Here is an 18,734-nt window from a genome sequence, read left to right on the forward strand (position 1 = left end):
CAAACCGTGGTGAGATCGCCGTGCGTATCATCGCCGCGGCAAGAACACTCGGTATCCGCACTGTCGCTGTCTACAGCGAGGCAGACGTTGGCGCGCTCCACGTACGCTTGGCGGATATGGCGCTGCCTATCGGGCCGGCGAATGTGCGGCAGAGCTATCTCAATATCGAAGCGGTGGTCGCCGCCGCACTCGAAAGCGGCGCCGAAGCGGTTCATCCCGGCTACGGCTTTCTCAGTGAGAATGCGGATTTCGCGCGCGCCGTCACGGAGGCCGGCCTGATCTTCATCGGCCCCGATGCCGACGCCATTGCCACGATGAGCGACAAGGTTGCGGCCCGTAAGGCAGCGATCGCAGCCGGTGTTCCCGTGCTGCCGGGATCGGACGGGGCTGTCTCAAGCGCGGACGACGCCCACGCGATCGCACGCGAGATCGGCTATCCGATTGCGGTCAAAGCTTCGTTCGGCGGCGGCGGTCGCGGCATCCGCGTGGCGACGAATGCCGATGACCTCGAAGCCGCCATGGCGGCTGCGGGGCGCGAGGCGGGCGCGGCGTTCGGCAGGTCGGAGATTTTCCTCGAATCCTTCCTCATGCGCCCGCGCCATGTCGAGGTTCAGATCCTCGGTGATCGGCACGGCAACGTCATTCACCTCGGCGACCGCGATTGCACCGTGCAACGTCGGCATCAGAAGATGATCGAAGAGGCGCCCGCGCCGGATTTGCCGGTGGAAATGCGCTCGGCAATGCAGGCGGCGGCGGTCGCGCTCTGCCGGTCCGTAAACTATACGGGTGCGGGTACGGTGGAATTCCTGGTAGACAGGCAGTCGGACCGTTTCGCCTTCCTTGAAATGAACACGCGCCTTCAGGTCGAGCACGGGGTTACTGAGCTTGTCACCGGCGTTGATCTTGTCGAAGCGCAGATCCGTGTCGCGGCGGGGGATGCGCTCGGCATTCAACAGGATGATGTTCGCATCTCAGGCCACGCCATACAGGCGCGGATTTCGGCGGAGGATTGCACGGACGATTTCCGTCCTGCGCCGGGCCGCATCACCGATCTTTCCGTACCGCTCGCCCCTTGGACACGCGCCGATTTCGGTGTTGCGCGCGGGGATAGCGTTCAGCCGCATTACGATTCGATGATCGGCAAGCTGCTCGCATGGGGACCGGATCGGGAAAAGGCCCGGATCCGGCTTCATGGTGCGCTCGGTCGCTTGCGCATCGCAGGTGTCCCTACGACCGCGCCCTATGCGGCGGCAGTGCTTGAGGAAGAGGATTTCAGGTCGGTCCGTCATTTCACGGGATCGGTCGAGCAGGACTGGGCGATCACGCTTCCCCTCCACACGGAAAGCGCAGTCAATATCGAGGAGGATGAGGTTGTGACGTCGCGCCTGACCGAACGAGAAGTGAAGCTTGCGGGCGCCGCGAACCGGTTGGTTTCCGTGTTCGGTCACGCGCAACCATCGCCGCCCCGCGTCTCGCAAAGCCCGCGCGCCGCGCGCGCCGGGGCGGCAGTCGGCAGCGGCGCGTCGGCAACGGCAGGCGCAGTCGTCTCCCCGATGGACGGCATGGTGCTGCAGGTCCCCGTCGCGGTCGGCGACACGGTCGAGCGCGGCGCGACGGTGCTGGTCCTCGAGGCGATGAAGATGGAGGTCGTGGTCGCCGCGCCCCACGGTGGCGTGGTGCGTGTCCTTACCTGCCGCCCGAATGAAGCCGTGTCGAAGGGCCAGATGCTGGTCGAGATCGAGGCCGTCTAGCGGAGAATTTTCCCGAAGGCGCGATACTCATCGACCAACTGCTGCGGCGTCTCCGACGGCAGGAAGTGCCCGCCTTCAGGAAGCACCGACCAGCGGACGAGATTGGTTTTCCGTTCCGCGATCTGGCGCGGCATCAGGAACAGTTCGCGCGGCGCGACCGCAAAGGCGGTGGGGACGTCGATCACGCGCTCCCGGTCGTGCAGCGGCGCCCAGCGTTCCGGGCCGTGCGCAGCATAGAGCCGCATCGACGTTCCGATCGTGCGCGTGAACCAGTAGAGCGACGCCGTCGTGCACAGGAAGTCGCGTCCGAAAACCCGTTCGACATCTCCGTTGCAGTCGCTCCAGTTCCGCCGCCGCTCCCAGATCCAGGCGGCGAGTCCGGCAGGCGAATCCTCAAAGGCATAGGCCAAAGTCTGCGCGCTGCGCCGATGCGCGAGAATATGTCCGTCCGATACGGCCTGCGCCTCTCGGTTCCGCTCGCGCATCCAGTGTTCGGAGGCGTCGAAGTCGGAAGGCCGCACGGTTCCCCGGTTGACACCCGGCAGCATCGGAAGCGTCAGGTGCACGCCCGCGACCCGGCGCGGGTGGGCGTGCCCCAGTTCGGCCGTCACGAGCGAGCCCCAATCGCCTCCCCCCGCCATGAAACGGTCATGGCCGAGCCCGCCCATCAGGCGCACCCAGAGCGCTGCAATGTCCCGAACGCCGATGTCCGTCTTTCGCAGCGGCGCTGAAAAGCCGAACCCGGGGAGCGAGGGGACGATCACATCGAACGCGTCGTTGGCGGACCCTCCATAAGCAGCAGGATCGCTCAGCGGGCCGATCAGGTCGCGCCAGTCCCAGAACGTCCACGGCCATCCATGCGTCAGGATGATGGGAAGAGGGGCGGGGCCTTTACCTTTCGCGTGAACGTAGTGGATGGGAACGCCGTCGATTTCCGTTCGGTGGTGCGGCAGGCGGTTGATCGCCGTCTCTTCGGCGCGCCAGTCGTAGTCGTCGGCCCAGTAGGCCAGCATGTCTTTCAGCCAGCCCCTCTCGACCCCGAAACGCCAATCGGCGTTGGCGAAGTCGTCCGCAAGCCGCACCGCGCGCAGCCGCGCTTTCAGGTCGCGCACGTCGGTTTCCGGAATCTCCACCCGGAAAGGCGTGTCATCCATTCTTTGAACGCCCGAGTGCCGCGCCGCTCAGTTGCATTGTGGTGAGACCCATGCCGCAGTCCACGTCCATATCGATTCCGGTGATCGCTGCCGCGCCCGGGCTGAGCAGGAAGAGGATCGTCGCAGCCACCTGGTCGGCCTCGGCGATGCGCCGCAGCGGCAGCGTCGAAGCCCGGGCTTCGCGCACGGCCGCGTCGGCATAGGCGGGCGCCATCGGCGTTGCCGTCGGTCCCGGCGACACGGCGTTGGCGCGAATCCCGAGCGGCCCCCACTCCAGCGCGATCTGCCGCACCAGCATGGAAAGTGCCGCCTTGCTTGGTGCATAGCCGCCAAGATTGGGAACCGGGTGGTGCGCCGCGGCCGATGATACGGCGACAAGACTGCCCCGGCTCGCCTTCAGATACGGAAAGGCGGCCTGCGCGAGCAGCAGGGTAGGGCGCACGTTCACCGCGAAAGCGCCTTCGAAATCGCCAAGCGGCAAATCGCTGAGCGGAGCGCCGTTCGCGATCGATCCCGCAGCGCTGACGATGGCGTCGATCCCGCCCAGCCGCGCGGCGGCTTCTTCCACTACCGAGACGGGGACGGCGGGGTCGGTAATGTCTCCGCCGATGCCGTGGGCCTCTGCGCCGCGCGCCTTCAGCGTGTGCAGGTTCGCTTCGCGGCGCTCGGCATTGCGGTCAACGATCAGCAGCCGCGCGCCCGGCGCGGCGGCAAGCGCCAGGGCCGTGGCCCAGCCTATGCCGCTGCCTGCGCCGGTCACGATTGCGCGCATCAGTCGTTGCCCGGCATCTCGATGACCACCTTACCGAAATGATGCCCGTTTTCCAGGTAGAGCAGTGCGTCTTTCGCGTCGGCAAAGGGGAAGCACTTGTCGATAACGGGCTCCAGCTTGTGCGTGGAGATGAAATCCAGCATCGCGCCGAAATCCGCCGGGCTTCCCATCGCCGTTCCAATCACCGCGGCGTGGCGCAGAAACAGATCGGGCGCTGAGACCGTGAAGTTCGGGCCGCCGGTCGATCCGTAGAGAACCACGCGCGCGCCCATCGCGAGCGCGCGTCCGTAGCCGGCGAAGGCGGAGGCCGGCGCACCGTCGAACACCATGTTGATCGCCCCGGCCGTCTTGCGAAGGCTCTTGCCCCAGCTTTCATCGCGGTAGTTGAACGCGCCGTCCGCCCCGTGCGCGGTTGCAGCCTCCAGCGTCGTATCGGAACCGCTTGTCACGAAAACGCGCGCGCCGAGCGCCTTGGCAAAGATCAGGGCGAATGTCGCAACACCGCCGCCGATCCCCGTGATCAGCACGGTGTCGCCGCTCTTCACATTTCCCTTCACGGTCAAGCCTCGGAAAGCGGTCAGCGCGGCGACGGGCAAGGCCGCTGCCTGCACATGCGTAAGATGGGCGGGTTTCGTGAAGACGTTCTCCACCGGCACGCAGATCGTTTCGGTGATGGTGCCCGGCCCGGGCATGCCGAGCAGGCCGAACCGGTCACTCGGGAACGCTTCGTTTTCGCCCCAATGCAGCCCGGGATAGAGAACGGTTTCGCGGCCGATCAGCGCGCCATCGACACCTTCGCCGACAGCGGTGACAACGCCCGAGCCGTCGGCGCCCAGAATCGTGGGAAGCGTCATCCCCGGATAAAGGCCACGCGAAATCCAAAGTTCCCGATGGTTCAGTGAGGCGGCGCGTAGTGCGACGGCCACTTCGCCGGCGCGGGGCGAGGGGGTTTCCATCTCTTGGATCGCTGCCGATGCAGGCCCGTCGGCCGAAGTGAGCAAAAGTGCCTTCACCAAAGATTCTCCCGTGCTTCGGGCGCTCGTATCTGCGCCATTTCCGTGGCAACCTACCGCAAAGCCGCCTTCTAATCAAACAACTGTTTGATCAATAAACGAGTTGAAACGCGCTTCGTTATGGGCAAGTATGCCGCGGAGAAAAGAAAAGGGAGGGTCGTTAGACCATGAGCGCTGCCGATGCGCCGCCGGTTCCGGGACTGAAGACAATCGCGGCGCTCCTCAGGGAGAAAGCGGCGGCGATTCCCGATGATATCTACGGAATATTTCCCGATCGCGAGATTTCGTTCGGCGAGCTTGATGCCGAAGCGCGGCGCATTGCCAAGGGGTTGATCGCGCTCGGTGTGCGTCCCGGCGATCATGTTGCCACGTTGATGCCGAATCACGCCCATTGGGTGTTCGCCTATTTTGGGGCGCTTTATGCCGGCGCGACGGTCGTTGCGCTCAACGCCCGGTACAAGCGGCACGAACTCGACTACACGATCAACCACAGCCGCTCGCGCGTGTTGATGACGACGGACGCCATCGAAGATTACGTCGATTTCGCTGGCCTGCTTACAGATCTGTATCCGGATGTCGCGGCGCAGAAGGATGTCACCTCGATCCAGTTGAAGGGCGCGCCGGAGCTCCGCTCGCTCGTCCTGTTTGGGCAGGCCCGGACGGACGGTTTCCTGTCGCTGCAGAGCCTTGTCGATGCAGGCGCTGCGGTCCCGGATTCGGACGTTGATGCGGCGATGGCAGCAGTCGGGCCTGAAGACCCGGCAGCGATCATCTACACGTCGGGTACGACATCCAATCCAAAAGGGTGCGTCCTCACACACGGCAGCCTGCAAAGAAGCTGGTATACATTTGCCGAAATCGTCGATCTGAAGCGCGGTCAGCGCGTCTGGATGCCAATGCCGTTCTTCCACACGGGTGGAATCGGCCCGATGACCGCGTATCTCGCGCGCGGCGCGGCATTCGTGACTCAGCCGCACTTCAATCCCGACGGTGTGATCGCCCTGATGGAAAAATACCGGATCGATCATCTCTATCCGGGCTTTCCGCAGATGTCGCTCACCGTGCTCCAGCATCCACGGTTCTCGAAAGAGCGCTTTTCGCACGTTCGGTCCCTGCTCAACGTCGGCCCGCCGGCAATGCAGCGACAGATCGAAAATCTGCTGCCGGATGGCGCGGTTGTGCTGAACCTTTTCGGCATGACGGAAGGTTCGGGTATCGTGACCTTCACGCCCATGGATGCGTCGTTCGATTTGCGTGCGACGAGCAGCGGAAAGGCGCCCGCCCACACCGAGGTCAGGATCGTGGACCCGGAAAGCGGGGAAGTCTGCGGACCCGATCGGTCCGGCGAGATTCAGTTTCGCGGTGGTGGTGCCCTGAAGGAATATTATCGCGACCCGGAGGCGACCGCTGCCACGATCCTGCCCGGCGGCTGGGTACGAACCGGTGATCGCGGCAAGATGGATGGCGATGGTTATCTGTATTTCCTGGGCCGCCTGAAGGACATGTTGAAGGTCGGCGGAGAGAATGTTGCTGCGGCGGAGATCGAGTTCTTCCTGAACCAGCACCCAGACGTGAAAATGGTGCAGGTTATCGGCGGGGCGGATGCGCGTCTTGGCGAAGTGCCCGTCGCCTTTGTCGAACGCGTGCCGGGCGGCACGGTCACGGCCGAAGAGCTCATCGAAATGTGCCGGGGTGAGATCGCGAAGTGGAAGATTCCGCGTGATGTGGTCTTCGTCACCGAATGGCCAATGTCCACGACCAAGGTCCAGAAATTCCGGCTCAGGGATATGCTTCCCGAACGCTTTCGGAGTGATGCGGCATGAGCGTGGCGATCGTTACGGGGTCTGCGGGCGGATTGGGTGCTGCCATCGTGCGGCGGCTACACGCCGATGGCTGGACCGTCGCCAGCGTTGATCTGGCAGAATCCGGGCCTGTTGAGGCCGCGCGGCACGACCGGGCGGACCTCACGGACCTTGGCGGTCTCGATGCGCTGGTGGACGGCGTCGAGGCAGGGCTCGGCCCTGTCTCGCTGCTTGTGAACAACGCCGCCTATTGGCGCCCGACACCGTTTTTCGAGCTTACGGCGGATCAGATCCAGCGCACGCTCACGGTCAACGTCGCTGCTACGTTGTTGCTCTGCCAGGCAGTGGCGCGGCGCATGATTGCACATGGCGGCGGCGGTATCGTGAATGTCGCCTCGATCGCGGGGCGGCGCGGGTCGACCCAGGTCGATTACGGTGCGTCCAAGGCGGGCGTCATCAACCTAACGGCGACACTCGCGCGCGAACTTGCCGCGCACGGTATCCGTGTGAACGCTGTCGCACCTGCGCTCATCGACGCGGGCATGGGCGATCGGCTGCCGCCGCACGTGAAGGAAGCGTATCTGGCGCAAACACCGCTAAAGCGCGGAGCGCGGCCCGAAGAAATCGCCAATGTAGTCGCCTTTCTCGCCAGCGAAGAAGCGTCCTACGTCACCGGCGAGACAATCGATGTCCACGGCGGGCTTTGAAACAAAGGGAGGTCGTATGTCTGCATCGGCGGAGTTGCTGAAAGAGGCTCGTGCCTGCCCGGCGCATGAAACCATCGTCGGTTTCACCGATACCGATCCGTTTCCCTTTTACGAGCGGATGCGCGCGCAGGGTTCGCCAGTGTGGGATGCGAAAGCCAATGCGTGGCTGGTGCTCGATTTCGATCAGTGTGCCGCGGCGGAGAAGGACGAGAGCCATTTTGCGAACGCCTATGTCTTCGCGGACGATCTCGTGAAGGAAATCAAGGGCGGCGGCGCGAACATCACGATCAGCCGCGACGAAGAGCACAACAAACTGAGGCGCTTCCATCTCAAGCTGCTGTCTCCGGCAAGCGTTGAGCGCTTTCGCGAGCCGCATGTGCGCCCTATCATCGATTTTGCGCTTCGGCGGCTTGAAGGCCGGACAGAAGCGGAGCTCGCGCAGGATTTCGCAGCGCAGATCCCCCCGCGCGTGATCTGCTCGCTGCTCGGGATGCCTTATGAAGACGATGCCATGATGGCGCGAATTCTCTTTCTCAACGAAGAAATCGTCAACTTCATCGCCTCGGGTTATCGCGACACGCAGCTTCGAGACCGTGCGCTTGCGGCCTCGCACGAGCTGAACGAGATGCTGCTCCCCTATATCCGGGCACGGCGGGATCGACCGCAGGACGATTTCATCAGCCGGGTGTGGCAAGAAGCGCCTGAAGCCGGGATCACACTTGATGAGGAAGGTGCGCTCGGCCTTTGCCGAGAGTTGTATTTCGCCGGCTCCGACACCACTGTGCATGGCATCGCGAATGCACTCTATCTGCTGCTCGTCGACGACGCGGCCATGGCGCGGGTGCGCGCGGATCGCGGAAAGCCGCTCGCCGCGCTCATCGAGGAGTCGCTGCGCCTTTTTAACGTCGTTCAATTCCGTCACCGGTTCTGCGTGGCCGACGCGCAGATCGGCGATGTGTCCATCCGCAAGGGCGAAATGATTATTCTCGTCCATGCTGCAGCCAACCGGGACCCTGAAAAATACGGCTGTCCGCAGGCGATGGATCTCGATCGCCGGGCGCCGACGGATCATCTCGCCTTCGCGAAAGGCACGCGTTCCTGCGTCGGTTCGCAGCTTGCGCGCGTGGAAATGCGCGAAGCCATATCGGCGCTCCTGGACCGCTATCCGGCGCTTACGCTTGATCGTACCAGGGAAGCGCCTGCTTTCCGGCAGCTCTACATGCGCTCGATGGGGCCGCTCCACGCGCGGCTTGTCGCCTAAGCGCCGTGGGGTCGGTATTGCGGCTGAGCGGGGCGGACGGCAACGCGATTGCAGCGGACTCCTTCGGGGAGCAGGGGAGGCCGCCCGTGCTTTTCCTCCACGGCGGCGGGCAGAGCCGATCGGCGTGGCGTGCCGCCGCGCGGGCGCTCGGGGACGAAGGCTATTACAGCATCTCTCTCGACCTGAGGGGGCATGGCGACAGCGACTGGGCGGCGGACGGAAACTACGCCTTTGATCGGCATGTGGCCGATCTCGACACGATCATCGCCGGTCTTGGTCAGCCGGCGATCCTCGTTGGCGCGTCGCTCGGCGGTCATATCGCGCTGATCGCGGCGGCGAACCTGCCGCACCGTGTCCGCGCGCTCGCGCTTGCCGACGTCACGCCCTGGATCGACGAGACCGAGGCCGACACGCTGCGTGCTGCCATGCGCCGTGTCGCCGAGGGTTTCGATACGGTCGCCGAAGCGGCCGCTGCGGTGGACCGCCTTCGCGGCGTCGCTTCAAACGGCGACCCGGAGCGGCTGCGCGCGCACATGCGAGAGGAAAACGGCCGCCTGTATTGGCGCTGGGACCCTCGCTTCATCCAGGACGAGTTCGTGCGTCACGGCGGTGAAGGCGGCCTTTTCGCGGCTGCGGCCGCCAGGCTGCGTGTGCCCGCCCTGTTGATGCACGCCGAGTTCAGCACGGTCGTAAGCGAGGCGCAGGTCCTTAGATTTCAAGAAGTTGTGCCCGATCTGCACTGCGAACGCATCGCCGGGGTCGGCCACATGGTTTCCGGCGACGACAACGACGCCTATCTGCCCGCCCTGCGACGTTTCCTATCGTCGCAAGAGTCCCCCGCACCGTCTCGGTCGTTTCAGTCCCGCCCCTGACCCCTCCCGGCCCGCGCGCATGATCCTCACCTTTGTCGCCTAACGGCAGCCACTGATCCCGCCATCCACAACGATCTCGCTTCCCGTCAGGTAAGCAGAAGCACGCGATGCGAGGAAGACCGCGACGCCGCCGATATCGTCCGGTCGTCCGAACCGGCGCATCGGAATATGGTCCGCAAGCATGCCGGTGGGCGCGCCATCACTATCTTGAAGATGAGCGGTCATGCTCGTCGGGAAATAGCCCGGAATGATCGTGTTGACCGTGATGTTCCGGGGGGCAAGCTCGCTCGCGAGCTGGCGGCTGAGTTGATGGATGGCTGCTTTGCTGGCGGAATAGCTATAGGCGTGCAGCGGCTCGATGATCTTTCCCGCAACCGAACCGATATTGATGACGCGAGAAGGGTCGCTATCCGTTGCGCTCGTCTCGAGCAACGGGAGCAGCAACTGGGTCAGCTTGAAAGGAAGCTGGACATTCATCGTCATGACGCCCGGCCAGGCCTTGTCAGGGAAGCTTTCGAGCGGAGCGCCCCATGTCTTTCCCGCATTGTTGATCAGGATGTCGAGCCGGTCGTGGCGGCTCCGAAAGCTGTCAACAAATGCCTCGGCCGCGGCGGGGTCTGAGAAGTCGGCGGAGATTGCGTTGCACGCCCCGTACTTCGACATTTCCGCCTCCGCGCGCTCGCAGGCGTCGGCCTTACGCGACGTTACGACCACGCGCGCGCCTGCCTGAAGCAGGGCTTCTGCGATCATGCGGCCAAGTCCATTGGCCCCGCCGGTCACGAGTGCGGTCTTGCCGGTCAGGTCGAACAGGCTGGAACCGTTTGCATTTTCTGTCATAGTCTGAAATCCAACCTTTCCAGTACATTCTATCTACCAAACATATGGTTGCTATTCGACCATATACAGGTTTTTCTGTTGACGCGAGATATTCGGGGGTCGACGATATGCACAAACAGTACAGGGGCAAATGATAGTGCCGAAAACGACGAAGAAAATGGAATCTGGGCGTCCCAGCGATGGCCGCAGCGTAAATGATCGGAAGCCGAAGGAGAAGCGGTGGCAGGAGATCTTGAAGGCTGCCGCCGAAGTCTTCTACGAGAAAGGATATGATGCTGCAACCTTGCAGGAAATCGCCGATCGGGTCGGTATCCTGAAAGGCAGTATCTACTATTATATCAAGACAAAGAGTGATCTCCTTGATCACCTGCTCACCGAAGTGCACAACGAAGGTGTGGCAATGATACGGAAACGGTCTGAATTGACCGGGACCGTTTTTGACAAACTTGATGCTATGTTTCGCAGTCACATCGAATACATGTGTCGAAACCAAGCAAAGACGACGGTTTACCTTCACGAGCTGAAAGCGCTCGATCCGAAGCGCCGAGAATCGCTCTTTCGCGGCCATGAATTCCGCGACGAGTTTCTGGCGTTGATCAAGAAAGGACAGGCGGAGGGACTGATCCTCGAACGCCTCGATCCGAAACTCACCGCACAGACCATGATGGGTTGGACGAATTCGCTCTACCAGTGGTATCGGCCGCAGCCGCGAAAGCCCGTGGATCAGATTGCCGATCATTTCATCACGATCATGTTGAGAGGCATAGCCACGGAAAAGGGGCTCGCGCTGCTGCCAACAGACCGCTAGGGCCGCCGTACCAACGTCGCTTGTCCCTTCACCGCTGGCCCGACGTCGGCAACGTTCAGCCAGACTTCGCAGGTAATGCGATCAGCTTCTCTCGCCGTAACCGTTCCGCCAGCCTCGACCGCGTCGCCGTCTCTCACGTTGGCGAGGAAGCGGCTGTCCATTTGCTCCAGCCGATGATCGGGGAACGCGTTGGCGAGCATGTTCATGATATAGGCGAGATTGGTAGGGCCCTGGTTGATAACCCGGTCGCCAAGTCCCGCTGCATTTACGGCGGCGGGATCTAGGTGAATCGGATTGGGATCATGCAGCAGGGCGGCCATCGGTACCATGTCGGCGGCGCGAACGATATGCGTTAGTGTCGGAAGAGTGTCGTTGGCCTGTGTCATGCCTCTGCCTGCCTGCGAGGGAGAATCCATTCGTTCACGCATTCAAGGATGGCCCCACCGCTCGCCGGCGTCATTCGCAGGCGAAAACGAAGCGTGTCGGCGAAGCCGAAGGTTCGGCTGGGCTTGCGGGTCAGTGAGAGAATCTCCCCGTCGATCCGATAGTCGGTATCGACGCGAAGGTCGCCCTTGAAGCGGGCATTGCTGCCGGTCATCATTGGCCCGTCATTCACGTCGAAATCGCACAGTTCCAGAAGGCCCGCGACCGTCACTCCCATGCCGACCTGCGTCGCGATGTAGTAGAACATCGGGTGCGCCCGACCATTTCCGTCCGGGGCGGCGCCGACGGCCTTGCAAAGCGTGTCATTGTCCTGCCGCGTAATGCGGTAGGTGCCGCCCGGGAACGCATGGCCTTCAACAGTCATCAGAATGACCTCGGCAGGCCCAGTTGTTCCGCGATCGAGTTGCGCGCCATTTCGTTTGTTATGGGGCCGATCCGCCACAGCCGCGAATCGCGCCAGTAACGCTGCATGTCGGTCTCCGCGGAGTAACCCATGCCGCCGAGTATCTGGATGCCTGCGTCTGCCGCCTTGTTGACGATGTCCGAAGCGGCGACCTTGAGCATGGTTGTCTCAAGGACTGCGGGCAGTCCGGCAGTCATTTTGGCAGCGCAGTCCATCAGCATGGTTTCAACCTGATACTGCCCGATCTTGATGTCGGCGATCATGTGTTGAATCGCCTGCATCTGGCCGATCGGCTTCCCGAATGCCTTGCGTTCCTTCGCATAGTCGAGAGCGTCTTCCAGAACCCCATCGAGAATGCCGAGGCAAAACGCGCTGACCATCAGGCGTTCGTTGTTCAGCGTGGGGAGCAGCATGTACCACGCCTTGTGCGGCTCGCCGAGGACGAGTTCGTCAGGAACGAAGACGTCGTCGAGATGAATGCTGCACGAACCCATCGAGCGCATGCCGAGTTTTGCAAGCGGCGTGATGGTGAGGTCGTCGCTCTTTGTCGGAATCCAGAACAGCGTCAGTCCCTGCTGCGGGCGTGCGGCGTCCTTGTCGCTGCGCGCGAGGAGCAGGAGGTAGTCGGCGACATGCGCGGACGAGCTCCAGATCTTCTCGCCGCTGATTCGCCAGCCGCCGTCTACCCGAGTTGCGACCGTCCGCATGCCGCCGAGAAGGTCGGTTCCGCCGCTGGGCTCGGTAAAGGCGATCGCTGCTTTCAGCCGGCCGGCCGCGATTTCTGGCAGGAAGCGGTCCTTTTGTTCTTCGGTTCCGTAGAGGCCGATTGACTTCACGCCCGCGAACGAGGTGATTCCCCAGATCCAGGACAGGCCGCCGAGGGTGCGTGCAAGCTCGCGCGCGAGCAGCATCTGCATAAGGATGTCGCCGCCTTGTCCGCCGTATTTTTCATCGATGCCGAGGCCGTGGAAGCCGACCTTCGTGAACTTCTCCCACAGCGCGAAGGGATAGTTGTGCTCATCCTGTTCAAGTGCGCGCGCCCAGTCCTTCGGAAGCTCTGCGTCGACGAAGCGGCGTACGGTGTCGCGGAAGGCGAGGTGCTCTTCGGAAAGGAGGCTCATATCCGGGTAATCTCCCTGTTCGGCATTCATTTATCTACCATACGTTTGATAAAATTGTTCACGATTGCCAAGAGGGAAAATGCGATCGAGGTGGTATCATTCGCCTTGAATTCCATCAAACGGATGGTAGGTAAGTGCGGAAAGGGAGAACGGAAGCGTGACGCAGACCGCATATATCTATGACCATGCCCGCACACCCCGAGGTCGCGGGCGGCCTGACGGGTCGTTGCACGAAATCACAGCGGTTGAGCTGGCGGCAACGCCGCTGCGCGCACTTGCCGCGCGTCATGCGCTCGATACGGCGCTCATCGACGACGTCATCATGGGCTGCGCCCAGCCGGTCGGCGAGCAAGGCGGAAACATTGCAAGGGCGGCGGTTCTGGCTGCGGACTATGCGGAAAGCGTCGCCGGTCAGCAGGTTCACCGGTTCTGCGCCTCCGCGCTGGAAGCGGTGAACAATGCTGCTGCACAGGTGATGGTCGGTGCGGCGAGTGCGGCGATCGGTGGCGGCGTCGAGTGCATGTCGCGCACCTATATCGGAGCGGATACCGGCGCCTGGTCTGCCGACCCGTGGCGCAGCTATCACAGCTATTTCGCGCCCCAGGGTATCGGCGCGGACCTCATCGCAACCCTGGACGGCTTCACTCGGGAGGATGTCGATGCCTATGCGCTGGAAAGCCAGCGCCGCGCCGCGGCCAGCCAGGCTGCCGGGCACTTCGACCGTGCCGTCGTTCCGGTGCTCGACGTCATCGGGCAGACTGTCCTCGACCGTGACGAGTATCTGCGGCCCGATACCACGATGGAGGGCCTGGGGTCGCTGAAGCCTGCGTTCGTCGGTCTCGGTGCGGCCGGCTATGATGCCATCGCGCTTCAACGTTATCCGGGCGTTGAGGCCATTCAGCATGTCCACACCGGTGGAAATTCGAGCGGTATCGTCGATGGTGCGTCGGCCGTTCTGGTCGGCAGCGCGGCGTTCGGAGAGGCTGCGGGGCTGAAGCCCCGGGCGCGGATTGTCGGTTTCACCAATATCGGATCCGAGCCGACGATCATGCTGACGGCGCCCGCAGCCGTTTCAGAAAAACTGCTCCGTCAGGTCGGCATGTCGAAGGCCGACATCGACCTTTTCGAGATCAACGAGGCGTTCGCGAGCGTGGTTCTGCGCTTCATGCAGAAGCTCGAACTGGACCCTGAGCGGGTCAACGTCGCGGGTGGGGCGATCGCGCTCGGCCATCCGCTCGGCGCTACCGGTGGGATGATCCTGGGTACGGTTCTGGATGAACTGGAACGGCGAGACCTCTCAACTGCGCTGGTAACTCTATGCGCCGGCAACGGTCTCGGAACAGCCACGATCATTGAGCGAGTCTGACATGTCCAAATACTTCCGCTACGACGTTGCCGATGGCATCGCGACCCTTACGCTGGACGAGGCCGATGCGCCGGTGAACACGGTTTCGCCGGGCTGGATCGACGAAATGGTCGACGTTATCGGCCGGGTGAAGAGTGACGATGCCGTCAAGGGGCTCGTGATCACGTCGGCGAAGTCCAGCTTCATGGCGGGCGCGGACCTGAAGTACATCCTTGAACATGCCGGCGGCATGTCGGCGTCAGAAGCGTTCGCTTTCAGCCAGAATGCGACTCGGATGCACCGGCTGCTGGAAACCTGCGGCAAGCCCGTCGTCGCAGCAATCAACGGCTATGCTCTCGGCGGCGGATACGAGCTTGTGCTCGCGTGTACGCACCGGATTCTGGCCGATGTGCCGGGCGCCGTCGTGGGTCTGCCGGAAGTGAGTGTGGGCCTTCTTCCCGGGTCTGGCGGCACCCAGCGGCTTCCGCGAATGATCGGTGCCGAGCGCGCCATGGAGGTGCTGCTCGAAGGCCGGAGCTACAAGCCTTCGGCTGCGCAGGGCATGGGCCTTGTGGACGCGGTCGTACCGGCGGACACCCTTCTGGAATCGGCGCGCGCATGGCTGAAGACTGCGCCCAATCCGGTGCGGCCGTGGGACGTGAAGGGCTTCAAGACAAAAGAGTCCGATGGGCTGTTGAAGCAGAGCACGGCCGTGATGTTCACGATGGCCACCGGAAAGCTCCTCGCCCGCTACGGGCGCAATTACCCGGCGCCGATTTCGATCCTCACCTGCATCTTCGAGGGGCTGCAGGTGCCGTTCGACAAGGGGCTCGTCGTCGAAAGCCGGCATTTCGCGCGCCTGCTGACGAACCCTGTCAGCCGAAACATCATTCGCACGACCTTCGTGAACAAGGGGCTCGCCGAAAAGGGCGCTCGCCGGCCGCAAGGCATTCCGCCTCACAAGGTGAGCAAGATCGGCGTTCTCGGCGCGGGCATGATGGGGGCGGGCATCGCCTACGTTACCGCGAAGGCAGGCATCGAGGTCGTTCTTCTCGACGCGAGCTTTGAGGCTGCAACCAAGGGTAAGGCCTATTCCGGGAAGATCGTCGGCAAGGCGGTCGAGAAGGGGGCAATGGCGCAGGCTGCCGCAGACACGCTGCTCGCGCGGATCAAGCCTACAACCGATTATGCCGATCTCGCGGGGGCCGATCTCGTCGTGGAAGCGGTTTTCGAAGATACGGCGATCAAGGCGGACGTGACCGCAAAGGCCGCCGCCGTATTGAGCGAAAATGCGCTGTTCGCATCCAACACGTCGACCCTGCCGATTACCCAGCTTGCAGAGGCATTTCCGCGCCCCGAACGCTTCATCGGCCTGCACTTCTTCTCGCCGGTCGACAGGATGGCGCTTGTCGAGGTCATCATGGGCCGCAAGACCGATGATGAGACGCTGGCACGCGCGCTCGATTTCGTCGCTCAGATCCGCAAGACGCCGATCGTCGTCAACGACAGCCGGGGATTCTACACAAGCCGCGTATTCCAGACCTTCATCCACGAAGGCATGGAACTTCTACGCGAGGGCGTTGCACCGGCGCTGATCGAGAACGGAGCCAAGCAGGCCGGCATGCCCGTCGGTCCGCTCGCGGTTCTCGACGAGGTGACGCTCGATCTGCCGATGAAGATTGTGCGGCAGAGCGAGGCGGAAGATCCGAACTATCGCCGCCCCGGTTCGATGGAGGTCATGGAAAAGATGGCCGAAAAGCTCGGCCGTTCGAGCCGGAAAGCCGGCGGGGCGTTCTATGCCTATCCTGAACAGGGTGGGAAGCATCTGTGGCCGGGGCTCTCCGAACATTTCCCTCCGGCTACCGAGCAGCCCGACGTCGAGGAGGTGAAGAAGCGCATTCTCTATATTCAGGCGCTGGAAACCGTCCGCTGCCTTGAAGAAAACGTGCTGACGCATCCGGCGGACGGCGACCTCGGCGCGGTTCTCGGCTGGGGATTCCCGACATGGACGGGCGGCACGCTCTCGCTCATCGAAACCGTCGGCGTTGCTGATTTCGTCGCCGATTGCGACCGGATGGCGCAGCGTTACGGGGCGCGCTTCGCGCCTACCGATGGCCTGCGCGCCATGGCCGCGGCCGGACGGGGCTTCGACTACTGATGCGTCGCCTGATCTTCGACGCGGAGCACGAGGCTTTTCGCGACAGCGTCATCCGCTTCTACAAGGCCGAAGTCGCCCCTCACGCCGAGCGCTGGCGAGAGCAGGGCTTTGTCGATCGCGAGATTTTCCGGAAGGCCGGCGCGCAGGGCTATCTGCTGCCTTGGGCGGACGAAGCCTATGGCGGGCTCGGCATCGCGGACTTTCGCTACGAGCAGATCGTTTTCGAAGAAAACGTCCGCTACGGCGAGCCAGGCTTCTACATCAATCTCCACTCGGGGCTGGTTGCCCCATATCTCGCCAAACTTGGCAGCGATGAGCAGAAGGCGCGCTGGCTGCCGGGCTGCATTTCCGGCGATCTCATTCTCGCCGTCGCGATGACGGAACCGGCGGCGGGCAGCGACCTGGCCGGGATGCGAAGCCGTGCGGAAGATCGCGGCGACCATTGGCTGCTGAACGGCTCGAAGACCTATATTTCGAACGGCCAGCTTGCCGACCTCATCATTGTCGCCGCGCGAACGGGGCAGGGCAGCCATGAACTCGGCCTGTTCGTCATCGAGGCAGGCATGGAAGGGTTCGAGCGGGGCAAGCGTCTGCACAAGATGGGTCTTGCCGCGCAGGACACGTCGGAGCTTTTCTTCAACGACGTGAAGGTGCCCAAGGCAAACATCCTTGGCAATGCAGGCGAGGGGTTCCGCTATCTCACGCGCTTCCTTGCGGGCGAACGTCTGATCGCGGCGGTCGGCTCAATCGCAGCCGCGCAGGTCGCATTCGAAACGACACTCGAATTCGTGAAGGAACGCAAGGCGTTCGGGCGCCCGATCGGCACGTTCCAGAACGCGCGCTTCACGCTCGCCGGTCTTCGCGCGGAGATCGATGCGGTCCAGACGTTCGTCGACCAGTGCGTGCTGCTCTACAACGCGGCCGAGCTGACCGCCGAACTCGCAGCGGAAGCCAAGCTGCTGACGTCCGAAACCGAAGGGCGCATGGTGGACGCGGGCGTGCAGCTTCATGGCGGCGCGGGCTACATGGACGAATACCGGATTTCGCGCCTCTACACGGATGCGCGCATCTCCCGGATCTTTGCGGGGTCCAGCGAGATCATGAAGGAGATCATCGGTCGCGGCCTTGGTCTTGATGAGCGCAAGCTCGGGAAAAACACATGAAACTGCCGCACGCGATCGAGGAAGTGACGGCGGAGTGGGTGTCCGCCGCGCTGTCCGTCCGCTATCCCGGAACGGAGGTGACGCGGCTTACGTTCGGCAGCGCCGTGCGCGCGACCGGCACGAAGCAGCGCCTGCTTCTTGAATATAATGATGCCGGCCATGCCCACCGACTCCCCGCCACGATGTGGTACAAGGGCGGGCTTGAACCGCACTCCGATCACGTGCGCACGAGCCATGTTCGCGAATCGCTCTTCTACGATCGAATTGCACCGCTCAATCTCGTCAACGCGCCCGCCGGCTATTTCGCCGCCGTCGACGAGACCGGCCATTCCGCCCAGCTGATCGAAGATCTTCTCCAGCGCAATGCCCGCTTCGGAACGGCGCTCAAACCCTTGTCACCGGAAGCTGCAGCGCAGGCCCTGGAAATGCTGGCGCGGCTTCATGCCCATTGGTGGCGTGCACCCGAACTCGAACAGCTCGGCGCGCCCGGCGGGACGCTTGCGACCGACGGCATCATTCTCCGCCTGCTGACGCCCGAGGCATGGGACGCTGCGATGCTCCGTCCGGCCGCCGATGGTCTTGAGGCGGGCCTGCGCGACGTCGCCAACGTGCGCGGCGGCATGGAGGCGCTTTGGGAGGTCGACCGAACCTCTGCCGGTCTCTGCATGGTTCACGGCGACGCGCATCCCGGCAACCTGTTTTTCGAACAGGATGGGCGCCCCGGCTTTCTCGATTGGCAGCGCCTCATGCAGTGCGACTGGGCGCACGACATCAATTATCTTCTCGTGTCGTCGATGGGCATCGAGGATTGCGCAGAGCGCGAGCAGGACCTTCTCCGTCACTATCTTGAGTTTCGTACCGCACTCGGTGTGCCGGCAATGACCTGGGACGATGCGTGGCTCAGCTATCGCCAGCACACCATGTATGGCCTTATCTGGAATGTCGTGCCGCCGGCGATGCAAACGGCAGAAGTCTGCGATGCCGTGGCTTCAAGGTTCAATGCAGCGTCGCAGCGTCACGATGTTCTTGGGTCGCTCAATATGACGCATATCGGCCACGGGTGAGGCGCATTCGCATCCGACTTTAATCCCGGAGGAGATCCGCTATTCGAAATAAGTTGCAC

General features: G+C 63.0%; 17 protein-coding genes. 10 read left to right on the forward strand and 7 right to left on the reverse strand.

Annotated features, from left to right (window positions below; genetic code table 11):
* Nucleotides 1-20 precede the first annotated feature (20 nt).
* Entirely contained in the window at nt 21-1,751 is a 1,731-nt protein-coding gene (locus tag ACE3TJ_RS16655) for a biotin carboxylase N-terminal domain-containing protein (protein WP_374598144.1), read from the forward strand.
* On the opposite strand, the gene ACE3TJ_RS16660 is transcribed toward ACE3TJ_RS16655, so the two are convergent.
* The 3 genes from ACE3TJ_RS16660 to ACE3TJ_RS16670 are packed head-to-tail and all read right to left on the reverse strand — an operon-like array spanning nt 1,748 to nt 4,690.
* Nucleotides 1,748-2,905, reverse strand: coding sequence for an epoxide hydrolase family protein (locus tag ACE3TJ_RS16660; protein ID WP_374598146.1), 1,158 nt, complete (start codon nt 2,903-2,905; stop codon nt 1,748-1,750). The two genes, ACE3TJ_RS16655 and ACE3TJ_RS16660, sit on opposite strands and share 4 nt — an antisense overlap.
* On the reverse strand, nt 2,898-3,677 hold the full coding sequence (locus ACE3TJ_RS16665; protein ID WP_374598148.1) for an SDR family NAD(P)-dependent oxidoreductase: 780 nt from the start codon (nt 3,675-3,677) through the stop codon (nt 2,898-2,900). The genes ACE3TJ_RS16660 and ACE3TJ_RS16665 overlap by 8 nt, the downstream gene beginning before the upstream one ends.
* Entirely contained in the window at nt 3,677-4,690 is a 1,014-nt protein-coding gene (locus ACE3TJ_RS16670; protein ID WP_374598150.1) for a zinc-binding alcohol dehydrogenase family protein, read from the reverse strand. Before ACE3TJ_RS16670 ends, ACE3TJ_RS16665 begins: the two co-directional genes overlap by 1 nt.
* Nucleotides 4,691-4,857: 167 nt before the next feature.
* Here ACE3TJ_RS16670 and ACE3TJ_RS16675 point away from each other — a divergent pair, with 167 nt between their 5' ends.
* From ACE3TJ_RS16675 to ACE3TJ_RS16690, 4 genes are all read left to right on the forward strand, one after another.
* Nucleotides 4,858-6,513, forward strand: a complete 1,656-nt coding sequence (locus tag ACE3TJ_RS16675; protein ID WP_374598152.1) for a class I adenylate-forming enzyme family protein — start codon at nt 4,858-4,860, stop codon at nt 6,511-6,513.
* On the forward strand, nt 6,510-7,199 hold the full coding sequence (locus ACE3TJ_RS16680) for an SDR family NAD(P)-dependent oxidoreductase (protein ID WP_374598154.1): 690 nt from the start codon (nt 6,510-6,512) through the stop codon (nt 7,197-7,199). The genes ACE3TJ_RS16675 and ACE3TJ_RS16680 overlap by 4 nt, the downstream gene beginning before the upstream one ends.
* Nucleotides 7,200-7,215: 16 nt before the next feature.
* Nucleotides 7,216-8,460, forward strand: a complete 1,245-nt coding sequence (locus tag ACE3TJ_RS16685) for a cytochrome P450 (protein WP_374598156.1) — start codon at nt 7,216-7,218, stop codon at nt 8,458-8,460.
* 86 nt (nt 8,461-8,546) lie between these two features.
* On the forward strand, nt 8,547-9,332 hold the full coding sequence (locus ACE3TJ_RS16690; protein ID WP_374598158.1) for an alpha/beta fold hydrolase: 786 nt from the start codon (nt 8,547-8,549) through the stop codon (nt 9,330-9,332).
* Nucleotides 9,333-9,371: 39 nt separating this feature from the next.
* Here ACE3TJ_RS16690 and ACE3TJ_RS16695 read toward each other — a convergent pair whose 3' ends face one another.
* The gene (locus tag ACE3TJ_RS16695) at nt 9,372-10,169 is read right to left on the reverse strand and encodes an SDR family oxidoreductase (RefSeq protein WP_374598160.1); all 798 of its coding nucleotides are present in this window, start codon (nt 10,167-10,169) and stop codon (nt 9,372-9,374) included.
* A 136-nt stretch (nt 10,170-10,305) separates the two neighbouring features.
* Between ACE3TJ_RS16695 and ACE3TJ_RS16700 the strand changes: the two genes are divergently transcribed.
* A complete protein-coding gene (locus ACE3TJ_RS16700) occupies nt 10,306-10,977 on the forward strand; it encodes a TetR/AcrR family transcriptional regulator (RefSeq protein WP_374598162.1) in 672 nt (223 codons plus the stop codon).
* On the opposite strand, the gene ACE3TJ_RS16705 is transcribed toward ACE3TJ_RS16700, so the two are convergent.
* From ACE3TJ_RS16705 to ACE3TJ_RS16715, 3 genes are read right to left on the reverse strand one after another with little or no spacing between them, the layout of a single operon-like run.
* On the reverse strand, nt 10,974-11,363 hold the full coding sequence (locus ACE3TJ_RS16705; RefSeq protein WP_374598164.1) for a MaoC family dehydratase: 390 nt from the start codon (nt 11,361-11,363) through the stop codon (nt 10,974-10,976). The genes ACE3TJ_RS16700 and ACE3TJ_RS16705 overlap by 4 nt on opposite strands.
* Complete coding sequence (locus ACE3TJ_RS16710; protein ID WP_374598166.1) at nt 11,360-11,785, reverse strand: hypothetical protein; 426 nt, start codon at nt 11,783-11,785, stop codon at nt 11,360-11,362. The genes ACE3TJ_RS16705 and ACE3TJ_RS16710 overlap by 4 nt, the downstream gene beginning before the upstream one ends.
* The gene (locus ACE3TJ_RS16715) at nt 11,785-12,945 is read right to left on the reverse strand and encodes an acyl-CoA dehydrogenase family protein (RefSeq protein ID WP_374598168.1); all 1,161 of its coding nucleotides are present in this window, start codon (nt 12,943-12,945) and stop codon (nt 11,785-11,787) included. Before ACE3TJ_RS16715 ends, ACE3TJ_RS16710 begins: the two co-directional genes overlap by 1 nt.
* A 157-nt stretch (nt 12,946-13,102) precedes the next feature.
* Between ACE3TJ_RS16715 and ACE3TJ_RS16720 the strand changes: the two genes are divergently transcribed.
* Genes ACE3TJ_RS16720 through ACE3TJ_RS16735 form a run of 4 tightly spaced genes read left to right on the forward strand, consistent with a single transcriptional unit; the run spans nt 13,103 to nt 18,675 of the window.
* Nucleotides 13,103-14,311: an acetyl-CoA C-acetyltransferase gene (locus tag ACE3TJ_RS16720; RefSeq protein WP_374598170.1), complete on the forward strand. Its 1,209-nt coding sequence runs from the start codon at nt 13,103-13,105 to the stop codon at nt 14,309-14,311.
* A 1-nt stretch (nt 14,312) separates the two neighbouring features.
* On the forward strand, nt 14,313-16,448 hold the full coding sequence (locus ACE3TJ_RS16725) for a 3-hydroxyacyl-CoA dehydrogenase NAD-binding domain-containing protein (RefSeq protein ID WP_374598172.1): 2,136 nt from the start codon (nt 14,313-14,315) through the stop codon (nt 16,446-16,448).
* Nucleotides 16,448-17,611: an acyl-CoA dehydrogenase family protein gene (locus ACE3TJ_RS16730; RefSeq protein ID WP_374598174.1), complete on the forward strand. Its 1,164-nt coding sequence runs from the start codon at nt 16,448-16,450 to the stop codon at nt 17,609-17,611. Before ACE3TJ_RS16725 ends, ACE3TJ_RS16730 begins: the two co-directional genes overlap by 1 nt.
* Nucleotides 17,608-18,675 (forward strand): aminoglycoside phosphotransferase family protein, encoded by a 1,068-nt coding sequence (locus tag ACE3TJ_RS16735; RefSeq protein ID WP_374598176.1) that lies wholly within the window; start codon nt 17,608-17,610, stop codon nt 18,673-18,675. Before ACE3TJ_RS16730 ends, ACE3TJ_RS16735 begins: the two co-directional genes overlap by 4 nt.
* Nucleotides 18,676-18,734 lie beyond the last annotated feature (59 nt).

The sequence above is a fragment of the Sphingosinicella sp. genome (assembly GCF_041916975.1).
Lineage (GTDB): Bacteria > Pseudomonadota > Alphaproteobacteria > Sphingomonadales > Sphingomonadaceae > Sphingosinicella.

Excerpts from the sequence above, each read along its gene's own strand:
- ACE3TJ_RS16730 (WP_374598174.1), top strand. The coding sequence starts at position 16,448 with ATGCGTCGCCTGATCTTCGACGCGGAGCACGAGGCTTTTCGCGACAGC.
- ACE3TJ_RS16685 (WP_374598156.1), top strand. The coding sequence starts at position 7,216 with ATGTCTGCATCGGCGGAGTTGCTGAAAGAGGCTCGTGCCTGCCCGGCG.
- ACE3TJ_RS16735 (WP_374598176.1), top strand. The coding sequence starts at position 17,608 with ATGAAACTGCCGCACGCGATCGAGGAAGTGACGGCGGAGTGGGTGTCC.
- ACE3TJ_RS16680 (WP_374598154.1), top strand. The coding sequence starts at position 6,510 with ATGAGCGTGGCGATCGTTACGGGGTCTGCGGGCGGATTGGGTGCTGCC.
- ACE3TJ_RS16695 (WP_374598160.1), bottom strand. The coding sequence starts at position 10,169 with ATGACAGAAAATGCAAACGGTTCCAGCCTGTTCGACCTGACCGGCAAG.
- ACE3TJ_RS16675 (WP_374598152.1), top strand. The coding sequence starts at position 4,858 with ATGAGCGCTGCCGATGCGCCGCCGGTTCCGGGACTGAAGACAATCGCG.
- ACE3TJ_RS16665 (WP_374598148.1), bottom strand. The coding sequence starts at position 3,677 with ATGCGCGCAATCGTGACCGGCGCAGGCAGCGGCATAGGCTGGGCCACG.
- ACE3TJ_RS16705 (WP_374598164.1), bottom strand. The coding sequence starts at position 11,363 with ATGACACAGGCCAACGACACTCTTCCGACACTAACGCATATCGTTCGC.
- ACE3TJ_RS16710 (WP_374598166.1), bottom strand. The coding sequence starts at position 11,785 with ATGACTGTTGAAGGCCATGCGTTCCCGGGCGGCACCTACCGCATTACG.
- ACE3TJ_RS16725 (WP_374598172.1), top strand. The coding sequence starts at position 14,313 with ATGTCCAAATACTTCCGCTACGACGTTGCCGATGGCATCGCGACCCTT.
- ACE3TJ_RS16660 (WP_374598146.1), bottom strand. The coding sequence starts at position 2,905 with ATGGATGACACGCCTTTCCGGGTGGAGATTCCGGAAACCGACGTGCGC.
- ACE3TJ_RS16715 (WP_374598168.1), bottom strand. The coding sequence starts at position 12,945 with ATGAGCCTCCTTTCCGAAGAGCACCTCGCCTTCCGCGACACCGTACGC.